Below are 11,797 nucleotides of genomic sequence, written 5' to 3'. Positions count from 1 at the left end.
GGTTGATAGGCCGGATCTGGAAGCCAGGTAACTGGTGGAGGTGACCGGTACTAATAGGCCGAGGGCTTGTCCTCAGTTGCTCGCGTCCACTGTGTAAGTTCTGAGGCAACGAACAGTTGCCGGCTTAGAGCTGAACTCATAACACAAGTAAAAAGTGTGCTTGTTCGCTCGAAACCATTAGGGTTTCGGTGGTCATAGCGTGAGGGAAACGCCCGGTTACATTTCGAACCCGGAAGCTAAGCCTCACAGCGCCGATGGTACTGCAGGGGGGACCCTGTGGGAGAGTAGGACGCCGCCGAACAATCTTTGGAGGACCCCTGGTCCCAGCGTTCAGCTGGGACCAGGGGTCCTTTTGTTTTTACAATGCTTGCGGTACCTAAGACAGGAGTCACCATGTCCACCAACTCTCCCGAGGATCGACCGGAACGCGACCAGCGCCGACGGGACAGTGGTGACCGCGGCGGCTATCGCGGAGACCGGGGTGGCTTCCGCCGGGACAACGACCGACGGGACAACGACCGTGGTGGCTACGGCCGTCGCGATGACAGCCGCGGTGGCGGCCACGGCGACCGTGGTGACCGCGGTGGTTTCCGCAGGGACGACAGCCGTGGCGACTTCCGTCGTGATGACCGTCGTGGCGACGACCGTGGCGGCTACCGCCGCGACGACCGGCGTGATGACCGCCGTGATGACCGCCGTGGTGGCGGCCACGGCGAGCGTGCCGAGCGCGGTGACCGTGGCGGCTACGGCCGGCGCGACGACCGCCGTGGGGACGACCGTGGCGGCTACCGTCCCGGCTTCCAGCGCGACGACCGCGACCGCGGACCGCGCAGGGACGACCGAGGCGACCGCGGCTTCCGCCGCGACGACCGCCCCGGGTTCCGTCGCGACGACGACCGCCGTGACGACCGTCGCGGCGACGACCGCGGCGGCGACCGTCGCGGCGACGACCGCAGCGGCGACCGCGGCGGCTTCCGCCGGGACGACAACCGGGGTGAGCGGGGCGGCTTCCGTGGCCGGGACGACCGGGGTGGCCGTGGGCCGCGCCGTGACGACCGGGGCGGACGGCCCGGCGGCTACCGGGGTCGCGACGGGCGTGACGACCGCCGTGACGACCGCCGTGGCGGTGGCCGTTTCCGCGACGACCGCGACCGGGACCGCGAGCCGATCAAGCGGCTGCCGATCCCGGAGGACGTCACCGGTGACGAGATCGACAAGGACGTCCGGCAGGAGCTGCAGAGCCTGCCCAAGGGGCTCGCCGAGGACGTCGCCAAGAACCTGGTGATGGTCGCGCGGCTCATCGACGAGGACCCCGAGGGCGCCTACGGCTACTCCAGGGTCGCCCTGCGGCTGGCGTCCCGGGTGGCCGCCGTGCGCGAGGCCGCCGGATTCGCCGCCTACGCCAACCAGAAGTACAGCGAGGCGCTCGCCGAGTTCCGGGCAGCGCGGCGCATGACCGGCACCGTGGACCTGTGGCCCGTGATGGCCGACTGCGAGCGCGGCCTCGGCCGCCCGGAGAAGGCCCTCGACATGGCGGGCGCCCCCGAGGTGCACAAGCTGGACAAGGCCGGTCAGGTCGAGATGCGGCTCGTGGCGGCCGGCGCCCGGCGTGACATGGGGCAGCTCGACGCGGCCATCGTGACCCTGCAGAGCCCCGAGCTGGCCTCCAACTCGGTCCAGCCCTGGACCGCGCGCCTGCGCTACGCCTACGCCGACGCGCTGCTGGCCGCCGGCCGGGAGGGCGAGGCGCGGGAGTGGTTCGCCAAGGCCGTCGAGGCCGACCGCGACGGCAGCACGGACGCCTCCGACCGGCTCGCCGAGCTGGACGGCGTGGAGTTCGTCGACGCGCTCGACGAGAGCGACGGCGACTCCGCCCAGGGCGACCGGCCCGCCGACGAGGGTCGCGAGGAGACCCGCGACGAGAAGCCGGCCGAGGACGAGGACTGACGTCCGAGAAGGTGAAAGGGCGGGACCCCTGGGGGGGTTCCGCCCTTTCGTCCATCCGGGTCAGATCTCCAGCGCGCGCAGCACCAGCCCCGACGCCGGCTTCGGACCGAAGGACGTGGACTTGCGGGGCATCTTCACGCCCTGCCGTGCCAGTTCGCGTACGACCTCCTCGCGCACCGGATGCAGCAGGACGGCCGTGCTGCCGTCCTGCTCGGCCTTCGCGACGGTGGCCGCGGTGTCGTGGATGTAGGCGATGTGGGCGGGGGAGTCCTCGGGGACGTGCCAGACGTGTTCCAGGAGGGTGGCGTGCAGGACGGTGGCGTCCAGGGAGCGCCAGGCCGCCGGGCGGTCCGCGGGGATCGTCCGGTCCAGCAGGGCGGGGTCCGGTCGGTCCACCAGGTGGAAGGCGCCGTCGCCTGCCAGCAGGAAGGCGTTGCCCGCGCCGGCCGCGTCCGCCAGCACCTCCTGCGCCTTGGGCAGCGGTACGTCGAGGCGCCGTACCCGGAACAGCCCGGTCAGGGCCGCCAGGGCCGCACCGACCGGCATTCCGTGCAGCAGGCGGTGGATGGCGCGCACCCGGAGCGGATAGCGGGCGGTGTCGACCAGCAGGACCAGGCCGTGGTCCCAGGGACTCGGCGACGGGTGTTCCGCGCGCAGCCGCAGGTAGGTGGCCCAGCGGTGGTGGCCGTCGGCGATGAGGGCCTGGTGCTGCGCCAGGTCGGACTGGATGCCGGCCAGGTCGGCGGGGTCGGTGACCGACCACAGGCGGTGGTGGAAGCCGTCCTCGGTGGTCGTCGCCAGCAGGGGAGGGCGGACCACCGTCCGCTCGACCACTTCGGCCGCCCTGCCGTCGCCGTGGTAGGTCAGCAGCAGGGGCTCCAGGTTGGCGCGGGTGGCGCGCATCAGGGCGGCGCGGTCCGCGACGACCGGGGGCATCACGTCCTCGTGCGGCAGCACCACCCCCTCGTCGGGGCCGGAGACGCGCAGGGCGCCGATGACGCCGCGCTGGAGCATGCCGTCGCCGTCCCGCTGCTCGTACACGTACAGGGCGGGGTGCGGGTCGGGGGCGAGCACGCCCTCGGCGAGCCAGCGGCGCAGCGTGTCGGCCGCCTGTTCGTTGCGCGCGTCCGGGGTACCTGCCTGGGGCAGGATCAGCCGGACGATGTTGTGCGGGTCGGCGGACTGGAGGTGGTGCAGGCCGTCGGGACGGACGACGACGTCGTACGGGGGCGAGGTGACGGAGGCCAGGCTGCCGACCCGGTCGGGGTCGTAACGTAGGCCTCGGAACGGGGTCAGTTCCAAGCCCCGGCGCGCCGTTGCTTCCGAGTGACCTGCTGTGTTCATCCCGGCATCGTACGTGTGTCGGCGGGGTGGGGGATGATCGGGGGAAAGACGGTCGAACGAGGAGCGATGCGCAATGAGCGGGAGCGTCAGGACCAGGCCCGAGGGCAGTGGGCAGCCCCTGAGTGAGGCGTACGACACGGCGCTGCTCGACCTGGACGGGGTGGTGTACGCGGGCGGGAACGCCATCGCCCACGCCGTCGGCGCGCTGGAGCGGGCCCGGGCGGGCGGCATGCACCTGGCGTATGTCACCAACAACGCCCTGCGCACGCCGGACGTCGTCGCGGAGCACCTGACGGAGCTGGGGATACCGACCGGGGCGGACGACGTCATCACCTCGGCGCAGGCGGTCGCCCGGCTGATCAGCGAGCAGGTGCCGGCCGGCGCCCGGGTGCTGGTGATCGGCGGTGAGGGGCTGCGGGTGGCGCTGCGCGAGCGCGGTCTGACGCCGGTGGAGTCGGCGGACGACGACCCCGTGGCCGTGGTGCAGGGGTACGGCGGTCCGGACCTGCCGTGGGGGCGGTTCGCGGAGGCCTCGTACGCGGTGGCGCGGGGCCTGCCGTGGTTCGCGTCCAACACCGACCTGACGATTCCGAGCGGGCGCGGGATCGCTCCGGGCAACGGCGCGGCCGTGGAGGTGGTGCGGATCGCTACGGGCGCGGAACCGCAGGTCGCGGGCAAGCCGCTGCCGCCCATGCACCGGGAGACGATCCTGCGGACGGGCGCCGAGCGGCCGCTGGTGGTCGGCGACCGGCTGGACACGGACATCGAGGGCGCGATCAACGGCGGGGTGGACTCGCTGCTGGTGCTGACCGGTGTCACGGACGGCCCGCAGCTGCTCGCCGCGCCGCCGCGGCACCGGCCGACGTATGTGGACGCCGATCTGCGCGGGCTGCTCACGGGGCAGCCCGAGATCACCCGCGAGGGTGACGGTTTCCGGTGCGGAGGGTGGACGGCGACCGCGGCGGACCGGCTGGAACTCGAGGGCGAAGGCGAGGCCCTGGACGGGCTGCGGGCGCTGTGCGCGGCGGCCTGGACCGCGGCCGGGGACGGTTCCTGCGGGCTGGACGGAGAGAAGGCGCTGGCGCGGCTGGGGCTCTGACGGCCTGTTGGCGGACCGCGCCATCGAGATTCGAGGGAGGGTAGGCTAACCTAACCTCGTGTTGGTCGACAGTCCTCCGGAACAGCGCGCGGACACCGCCCCCGCGCCCCCGACCCGCCGGGCGGCGAGGGCCCTTGGGCTCCTGATCTCGGTCGTGATCCTGGTGCTCGTCGCGCTGGCGAGCATCGCCGTCGGCGCCAAGGCGCTGTCGCCGGACCAGGTCTGGCACGGCCTGTTCCACAGCACGGGGACGTACGGCGACGTGGTCGTCGACGAGCGGATCTCGCGCACGGTCCTCGGTCTGCTGGCCGGCGCCGCGCTCGGTCTGTCCGGCGCGGTGCTCCAGGCGCTGACCCGCAATCCGCTGGCCGACCCCGGGCTGCTCGGCATCAACGCCGGTGCGTCCGCCGCCGTCGTCACGGCCCTCACCTTCTTCGGCGTCACCAGCCTCACCGGATACGTGTGGTTCGCCTTCGGCGGCGCCGCCGCGGTCGGCGCGCTGGTGTGGTTCCTCGGCGGCAGCCGGGGCGCCACCCCGGTCCGGCTGGCGCTCGCCGGCACGGCGATCAGCGCCGCGCTGTACGGCTACCTCCAGGCCGTGATGATCATGGACGGCGCGGCGCTGGGCAAGATGCGCTTCTGGACGGTGGGTTCGCTGGCCTCGGCCACCGGCTCGACCATCGCGCAGGTGCTGCCCTTCCTCGCGGCCGGCACCCTGCTGGCGCTCGGACTCGCCCGGCCGCTGAACGCCGTGGCGATGGGGGACGACACCGCCCGCGCCCTCGGCGCGAACCTCGGCCGCACCCGGGCGCTCGCCATGCTCGCGGCGACGGTGCTCTCCGGCGCCGCGACCGCCGCGTGCGGTCCGGTCATGTTCGTCGGCCTGATGGTGCCGCACGCGGTGCGCTCCTTCACCGGCCCCGACCTGCGCTGGATCCTGCCCTACGCGACCGTCCTGTCGCCCGTGCTGCTGCTCGGCGCCGACGTCCTCGGCAGGGTGGCCGCCCGGCCCGCGGAGCTTCAGGTCGGCATCGTCACCGCGCTCATCGGCGGCCCGGTCTTCATCTTTCTCGTACGACGGCGGAGGACGGCCCAGCTGTGAAGACCCGACGGATGAGCCGTGCCGTACGCGTCCCCGGGGGGCTGTCCCTGCGCCTGGACGTCCGCTCGCTGGTCGTCGTCGCCGTGCTGCTGCTCGCCGCGTGCGCCGCCGGTGTTGCGCTGATCGGCACCGGCGACGCCCGGATCCCGGCGGCCGACGTGCTGCGGACCCTGGCCGGCGACGGCACCGCCTACCAGGACTTCATCGTCAACGAGCTGCGGCTGCCGCGGGTGCTGGTCGGGCTGCTGGTGGGCGCCTCCCTCGGCCTCGGCGGCGCCCTGTTCCAGGCGGTCTCCCGCAACCCCCTCGGCAGCCCGGACGTGCTCGGCCTGTCCCAGGGCTCGACGGCGGGCGCGCTGGTCGTGATCGTGCTGATGTCCGGCAGCGCCGCCCAGGTCACCGCGGGTGCGCTGATCGGCGGACTGGTCACCGGGTTCGCCATCTACCTGCTCGCCTGGAAGCGGGGGGTGCACGGGTACCGGCTGGTGCTGGTCGGCATCGGCGTCTCCGCGGTCGTCACCGCCGTCAACGGCTACCTGCTCACCAAGGCCGACCTGGTCGACGCGACGCGTGCGGTGGTGTGGATGACCGGGTCGCTCAACGGCCGTGACTGGGAGCAGGTCCGGCCGCTGCTGTGGCTGTGCGCCGTCCTCGTGCCGGCGGCCCTCGCGGGTGCGCGGGGGCTCAGGATGATGGAGATGGGCGACGACGTCGCGAACGCCCTCGGGGTGCGCGTGCAGCGCGTGCGGCTGGTGCTGATGGTCTGCGCCGTGCTGCTCACCGCGGCCGCCACCGCCGCCGCCGGCCCCGTCAGTTTCGTGGCGCTCACCGCGCCGCAGCTCGCCCGGCGGCTGACCCGTTCGCCGGGCCCCAACCTGCTGCCCTCCCTGTGCATGGGCGCCGCCCTGCTGGTCACCGCCGACTGGGCCGCGCAGCGTGCCTTCGGCGCCGACCAGCTTCCCGTGGGCGTGGTCACCGGCGTGCTCGGCGGCTGCTACCTGCTGTGGCTGCTGGTCGCCGAGCGCAGGGCGGGCCGGATATGAGCGGCACGAAGGGCGGGCCGGACCCGCGTGGCACGCACCCGAACATCCCGAGGAGCACTGTGAACCGCCTGTCCGCCGAGGACGTCACCCTCGCCTACGACCAGCGCGTCATCGCCGAGGCGCTGTCGGTGGAGATCCCCGACAACTCCTTCACGGTGATCGTCGGGCCGAACGCGTGCGGCAAGTCGACGCTGCTGCGGGCCCTGTCGCGGATGCTCCGGCCCAGCCAGGGCCGGGTCCTGCTGGACGGGCAGGTCATCCAGTCGATGCCGGCCAAGAAGGTCGCCCGGACGCTCGGCCTGCTGCCGCAGTCGTCCATCGCGCCCGACGGCATCACCGTCGCCGACCTCGTCGGCCGCGGCCGCTACCCGCACCAGGGCATCCTGCGCCAGTGGTCCGCCGAGGACGAGCGGGTGGTCCAGGAGTCCATGGCGCGCACCGGGATCGCCGAACTGGCCGACCGGTACGTGGACGAGCTGTCGGGCGGCCAGCGCCAGCGCGTCTGGATCGCCATGGCCCTGGCCCAGCAGACCCCGCTGCTGCTCCTGGACGAGCCGACCACGTACCTGGACATCCAGCACCAGATCGACGTCCTCGACCTGTGCGCCGAGCTGCACGAGACGCACGGGCGGACACTGGTGGCCGTGCTGCACGACCTCAACCACGCGGCCCGTTACGCCACCCACCTCATCGCCCTGCGCGGCGGCGAGGTGATCGCCGAGGGCGCGCCGAACGACATCGTCACGGCCGAGCTGGTCGAGGAGGTCTTCGGGCTGCGCTGCCAGATCATCGACGACCCCGAGACCGGGACCCCGCTGGTGGTCCCGGCGGCCCGAAAGGCACGGATCACAGCAGCTTCCTGAGCCGGAACAGGTCCAGCAGGCTCACCTCCAGGCGTACCCGGCCCCGGCCCCAGGCGGTCGCGAAGTTCAGCTCGCCGTCCACCAGCCCCACCAGGTCGTCGCCGGCCATGGCCAGCCTGATCTGCGCCTTCTCGCGGGGCGGCCCGGGATGCGTGGTGTCGACAACGATCCGGCCGCCGGTCATCCGGCCCACGAACGTGACGTCGAGGTCGGTGATGTGGCAGCTCACCGAGCGGTCCAGGGCGGCTGCCGCCCGGACGTCGCCCTCGGCGCCCTGCATGTTGTCCGAGAGCCTTCCCAGCGCCGTGCGGCACTCCTCGATCGTGGCCATGGCCACCGACGGTACCCCAGCGGTTCGCGGTAGCGTCTGGGCATGAGCGAGTCCGTTTTTGAGGCCCGGGCCGAGGCCGTGGCGGAGGCCGAATCCGAGGCGCCGCCCGCGGTCGCCCCGGCGGCCGGCGCCGCCGTCCCCGCGACCGTTCCCGGCGCAGGGGACGGCCCCGGGGACGCCCCCGGAGCCGAGCACGACCCCGCGGCCCCCGCACCCCTGAACGTCCCGCGCACCCCCACCGGCGACGCCGGCGTCGACGCGCGGCTCCAGCGGCTGGCCGACGCCGACCACCTCGCCACCGACGGCCACGTGGAGGTGTACGAGGATGTACACAGGGGGCTGCGCGACGCGCTCACCGCGCTCGACACCCGTCCCGGCCCCCCGGTCCCCGCACCGCCGTACTGACACAGGAGCTGAACCGAACGTGGCAGGAGTCGCACGCCTTCGTCTGGACGCGGAGCTGGTCCGCCGGAAACTGGCGCGTTCGCGCGAGCACGCCAGCCAGCTGATCGCCGCCGGACGGGTCACCGTCGGCAGGACCGTGGCGACCAAACCGGCCACGCAGGTGGACAAGGCGGCGGCGATCGTGGTCCAGACCGACGAGAGCGACCCCGACTACGTCTCCAGGGGCGGCCACAAGCTCGCCGGCGCGTTCGAGGCCTTCGTGCCGCTGGGCCTCGTCGTCGAGGGCCGGCGCGCGCTGGACGCCGGCGCGTCCACCGGCGGCTTCACCGACGTCCTGCTGCGCGCGGGCGCCGCCCACGTCGTCGCCGTGGACGTCGGATACGGCCAACTCGCCTGGTCCCTGCAGAACGATGAACGCGTCACCGTCAAGGACCGTACGAACGTACGCGAGTTGACGCTTGAGGCGATCGATGGGGAACCTGTGGATCTTGTCGTGGGTGATCTGTCCTTCATCCCGCTCGGGCTGGTGCTGCCCGCCCTGAAGCGGTGCGTGAAGCCGGACGCCGACCTGGTGATGATGGTCAAGCCGCAGTTCGAGGTGGGGAAGGAACGGCTGGGCAGCGGGGGTGTCGTACGGAGTCCGCAGCTGCGGGCGGAGGCCGTGCGCGGGGTGGCCGAGAAGGCCTGGGAACTCGGGCTCGGGGTGCGGGGGGTCACCGCGAGTCCGCTGCCCGGACCCTCGGGCAACGTCGAGTACTTCCTGTGGCTGCGGTCCGGCGCTCCCCGCCTGGACCCGGCCGACATCGACCGAGCAGTGGCGGAGGGGCCGCGTTGACACAGAACCGAGCGCGTACTGTTTTCCTGCTCGCCCACACCGGGCGGCCCGCGGCCATCCGCAGTGCGGAGCTGGTGGTCAAGGGGCTGCTGGGGCACGGCATCGGGGTGCGGGTGCTGGAGGAGGAGGCGCGCGACCTGCCGCTGCCGGACGAGGTCGAACTCGTCAAGGAGGCCACCCCGCAGTGCCTCGACGGCTGCGAGCTGCTCATCGTCCTCGGCGGTGACGGGACCCTGCTGCGCGGCGCCGAGTTCGCCCGGGCCTCCGGGGTGCCGATGCTCGGCGTGAACCTCGGACGGGTCGGGTTCCTCGCCGAGGCCGAGCGGGACGACCTGGACCGGGTCGTCGACCGGGTCGTGGCGCGCTCCTACGAGGTCGAGGAGCGGATGACGATCGACGTCGTCGTGCACCGCAACGGGGACATCGTGCACACCGACTGGGCGCTGAACGAGGCCGCCGTGCAGAAGGCCGGCGCCGAGAAGATGCTCGAGGTCGTCCTCGAGATCGACGGGCGGCCGGTCACCGCGTTCGGCTGCGACGGGATCGTGCTGTCGACGCCCACCGGATCCACCGCGTACGCCTTCTCGGCCGGCGGGCCCGTGGTGTGGCCCGAGGTCGAGGCGCTGCTGATGGTCCCGATCAGCGCGCACGCGCTGTTCGCCAAGCCGCTGGTCACCTCGCCCGACTCGGTGCTCGCGGTGGAGGTGCTGCCGCACATCCCGCCGGGTGTGCTGTGGTGCGACGGGCGGCGGACCATCGAGCTGCCGCCCGGGGCGCGGGTGGAGGTGCGGCGCGGCGCCGTGCCGGTGCGGCTGGCCCGCCTGCACCACGCCTCGTTCACCGACCGGCTGGTCGCGAAGTTCGCGCTGCCGACCACCGGCTGGCGGGGCGCCCCCCACCAGTAGCCGCCCGGCGGTCCCGGACCACGCGGGGCCACTCGCCGGGGTGACACGGGCGGGCCATGTGCGCTCCCCGCCCCGGACCTCGTATGGTCTGTTCCGTGTTGGAGGAGATGCGGATACGGTCGCTCGGGGTCATCGACGATGCCGTGGTCGAGCTGTCACCGGGGTTCACCGCCGTCACCGGCGAGACCGGTGCGGGCAAGACCATGGTGGTCACCAGCCTGGGACTGCTGCTCGGCGGGCGGGCCGATCCGGCGCTGGTGCGGCTCGGCGCCGGCAAGGCGGTCGTCGAGGGGCGGATCGCCGTGCCCGCGGACGCCGCCGCCGTCGTACGTGCCGAGGAGGCGGGGGCCGAGCTGGACGACGGCGCCCTGCTGATCAGCCGCACCGTCTCCGCGGAGGGCCGCTCGCGGGCCCACCTGGGCGGGCGCAGCGTGCCGGTGGGGCTGCTCGCCGAGCTGGCCGACGACCTGGTGGCCGTGCACGGCCAGACCGACCAGCAGGGGCTGCTGAAGCTCACCCGGCAGCGCCAGGCGCTCGACCGGTACGCCGGGGACGCCGTCACCGTGCCGCTCGCCAAGTACACCGAGGCCTACCGGCGGCTGCGGGCCGTCTCCGCCGAGCTGGAGGAGATCGTCACCCGCGCGCGTGAGCGCGCCCAGGAAGCCGACATGCTGCGGTACGGGCTCGAGGAGATCGCCGCGGTCGAGCCCCGTGACGGGGAGGACGTGGAGCTGGCCGAGGAGGCGGAACGGCTGGGGCACGCCGAGGCCCTGGCGTCCGCCGCGGCCGCCGCGCACGCCGCTCTCGCGGGCAATCCCGAGGACCCCGAGGGGATCGACGCCACCACCCTCGTCGCGGGCGCTCACCGGGCCCTGGAGGCCGTACGCTCGCACGACCCGGCGCTCGCCTCCCTCGCCGACCGGATCGGTGAGGTCGGCATCCTGCTCGCCGACGTGGCCGGAGAGCTGGCCGGCTATGCCGACGACCTGGACGCCGACCCGCTGCGGCTGGCCGCCGTCGAGGAGCGCAGGGCCGCGCTGGGCGCCCTGACCCGCAAGTACGGCGACGACGTGGGCGCCGTCCTCGCCTGGGCCGAGCAGAGCGCCGCCCGGCTCACCGAGCTGGAGGGCGACGACGAGCGGACCGGAGAGCTGACCGCCGAGCGGGACGCGCTCCGCACCGAGCTGGGCGGACTCGCGCAGGCCCTCACGGACGCCCGGACCGAGGCGGCCGAACGGTTCGCCGCCGCCGTGACCGCCGAGCTGGCCTCGCTGGCGATGCCGCACGCGCGCGTGTCCTTCGACATCCGGCAGACCGAGGACCCCGAGGGCGTCGAGGTCGGCGGCCGGACCGTGGCGTACGGCCCGTCCGGCGCCGACGAGGTCGAACTGCTGCTCGCCCCGCACCCGGGCGCCCCGCCGCGGCCCATCGCCAAGGGCGCGTCCGGAGGTGAGCTGTCCCGCGTGATGCTGGCCGTGGAGGTGGTGTTCGCGGGCACGGACCCGGTGCCGACGTACCTCTTCGACGAGGTGGACGCGGGTGTCGGCGGCAAGGCCGCGGTGGAGATCGGGCGGCGGCTGGCCAAGCTGGCCAGGACCGCGCAGGTCGTCGTGGTCACCCACCTGCCCCAGGTCGCCGCCTTCGCCGACCGCCAGCTCCTGGTGGAGAAGACGAACGACGGCTCGGTGACCCGCTCCGGCGTCAAGGTCCTCGAGGGCGAGGAACGGGTCCGCGAGCTCTCCCGGATGCTGGCCGGTCAGGAGGACTCCGAGACGGCCCGCGCCCACGCCGAGGAACTCCTGGAAACGGCCCGCGCCGATCTCTGACCCCGCCGTTCGGGCCCACAGGGCCGAAGCTCACCCGTACGGGTGAGCGTGCTCCGGCGCAGCGCTCCGGGCCCCCGCGGTGCGCTCCTCGCGGGGT

11 protein-coding genes and 1 rRNA gene are annotated in these 11,797 nt (G+C 73.6%); 10 read left to right on the top strand and 2 right to left on the bottom strand.

The genetic code is table 11. The features are described 5' to 3' along the window. Positions 1-184 precede the first annotated feature (184 nt). Positions 185-301 (top strand): 5S ribosomal RNA (gene rrf / locus ACFQ9Z_RS37675). 875 nt (positions 302-1,176) lie between these two features. Next, entirely contained in the window at positions 1,177-1,947 is a 771-nt protein-coding gene (locus ACFQ9Z_RS37670) for a hypothetical protein (RefSeq protein WP_383030906.1), read from the top strand. Positions 1,948-2,007: 60 nt separating this feature from the next. Here the strand turns inward: ACFQ9Z_RS37670 and ACFQ9Z_RS37665 are convergent, their stop codons facing one another. Then, on the bottom strand, positions 2,008-3,291 hold the full coding sequence (locus ACFQ9Z_RS37665; RefSeq protein ID WP_383030886.1) for a DUF1015 domain-containing protein: 1,284 nt from the start codon (positions 3,289-3,291) through the stop codon (positions 2,008-2,010). 73 nt (positions 3,292-3,364) lie between these two features. Here ACFQ9Z_RS37665 and ACFQ9Z_RS37660 point away from each other — a divergent pair, with 73 nt between their 5' ends. The 4 genes from ACFQ9Z_RS37660 to ACFQ9Z_RS37645 are packed head-to-tail and all read left to right on the top strand — an operon-like array spanning position 3,365 to position 7,398. Then, positions 3,365-4,390, top strand: a complete 1,026-nt coding sequence (locus ACFQ9Z_RS37660) for an HAD hydrolase-like protein (RefSeq protein WP_383030884.1) — start codon at positions 3,365-3,367, stop codon at positions 4,388-4,390. A gap of 58 nt (positions 4,391-4,448) precedes the next feature. Then, positions 4,449-5,492 carry a FecCD family ABC transporter permease gene (locus ACFQ9Z_RS37655; protein ID WP_383030881.1) on the top strand — a complete coding sequence of 348 codons (1,044 nt, stop codon included), beginning with the start codon at positions 4,449-4,451 and terminating at the stop codon, positions 5,490-5,492. 11 nt (positions 5,493-5,503) lie between these two features. Next, positions 5,504-6,535, top strand: a complete 1,032-nt coding sequence (locus ACFQ9Z_RS37650; RefSeq protein ID WP_383030877.1) for a FecCD family ABC transporter permease — start codon at positions 5,504-5,506, stop codon at positions 6,533-6,535. Continuing rightward, complete coding sequence (locus ACFQ9Z_RS37645) at positions 6,532-7,398, top strand: ABC transporter ATP-binding protein (RefSeq protein WP_383030874.1); 867 nt, start codon at positions 6,532-6,534, stop codon at positions 7,396-7,398. The genes ACFQ9Z_RS37650 and ACFQ9Z_RS37645 overlap by 4 nt, the downstream gene beginning before the upstream one ends. On the opposite strand, the gene ACFQ9Z_RS37640 is transcribed toward ACFQ9Z_RS37645, so the two are convergent. Further along, positions 7,382-7,729, bottom strand: a complete 348-nt coding sequence (locus ACFQ9Z_RS37640) for a sterol-binding protein (RefSeq protein WP_383030871.1) — start codon at positions 7,727-7,729, stop codon at positions 7,382-7,384. The genes ACFQ9Z_RS37645 and ACFQ9Z_RS37640 overlap by 17 nt on opposite strands. Positions 7,730-7,807: 78 nt before the next feature. Here ACFQ9Z_RS37640 and ACFQ9Z_RS37635 point away from each other — a divergent pair, with 78 nt between their 5' ends. The 4 genes from ACFQ9Z_RS37635 to recN all read left to right on the top strand — a co-directional run bounded on the left by ACFQ9Z_RS37635 (position 7,808) and on the right by recN (position 11,700). Beyond that, entirely contained in the window at positions 7,808-8,134 is a 327-nt protein-coding gene (locus tag ACFQ9Z_RS37635) for a hypothetical protein (protein WP_383030901.1), read from the top strand. A 19-nt stretch (positions 8,135-8,153) separates the two neighbouring features. Then, positions 8,154-8,969, top strand: coding sequence for a TlyA family RNA methyltransferase (locus tag ACFQ9Z_RS37630; protein WP_383030869.1), 816 nt, complete (start codon positions 8,154-8,156; stop codon positions 8,967-8,969). Further along, a complete protein-coding gene (locus ACFQ9Z_RS37625; RefSeq protein ID WP_383030865.1) occupies positions 8,966-9,874 on the top strand; it encodes an NAD kinase in 909 nt (302 codons plus the stop codon). Before ACFQ9Z_RS37630 ends, ACFQ9Z_RS37625 begins: the two co-directional genes overlap by 4 nt. Before the next feature lie 83 nt (positions 9,875-9,957). Beyond that, positions 9,958-11,700 carry a DNA repair protein RecN gene (gene recN / locus ACFQ9Z_RS37620; RefSeq protein WP_383030863.1) on the top strand — a complete coding sequence of 581 codons (1,743 nt, stop codon included), beginning with the start codon at positions 9,958-9,960 and terminating at the stop codon, positions 11,698-11,700. Positions 11,701-11,797 lie beyond the last annotated feature (97 nt).

Origin of the sequence: Streptomyces sp. NPDC056580 (assembly GCF_042793175.1) — a bacterium.
Classification (GTDB): domain Bacteria; phylum Actinomycetota; class Actinomycetes; order Streptomycetales; family Streptomycetaceae; genus Streptomyces.
Note: the sequence above shows the minus strand (reverse complement) of the source record. Positions and strands in the feature narration are given on the sequence as shown.

Bases quoted from the DNA above. Each gene is read 5' to 3' on its own strand.
- ACFQ9Z_RS37645 (WP_383030874.1), top strand. From the start codon at position 6,532: ATGAGCGGCACGAAGGGCGGGCCGGACCCGCGTGGCACGCACCCGAAC.
- ACFQ9Z_RS37660 (WP_383030884.1), top strand. From the start codon at position 3,365: ATGAGCGGGAGCGTCAGGACCAGGCCCGAGGGCAGTGGGCAGCCCCTG.
- ACFQ9Z_RS37650 (WP_383030877.1), top strand. From the start codon at position 5,504: ATGAGCCGTGCCGTACGCGTCCCCGGGGGGCTGTCCCTGCGCCTGGAC.
- recN (WP_383030863.1), top strand. From the start codon at position 9,958: ATGGTCTGTTCCGTGTTGGAGGAGATGCGGATACGGTCGCTCGGGGTC.
- ACFQ9Z_RS37665 (WP_383030886.1), bottom strand. From the start codon at position 3,291: ATGAACACAGCAGGTCACTCGGAAGCAACGGCGCGCCGGGGCTTGGAA.
- ACFQ9Z_RS37640 (WP_383030871.1), bottom strand. From the start codon at position 7,729: ATGGCCACGATCGAGGAGTGCCGCACGGCGCTGGGAAGGCTCTCGGAC.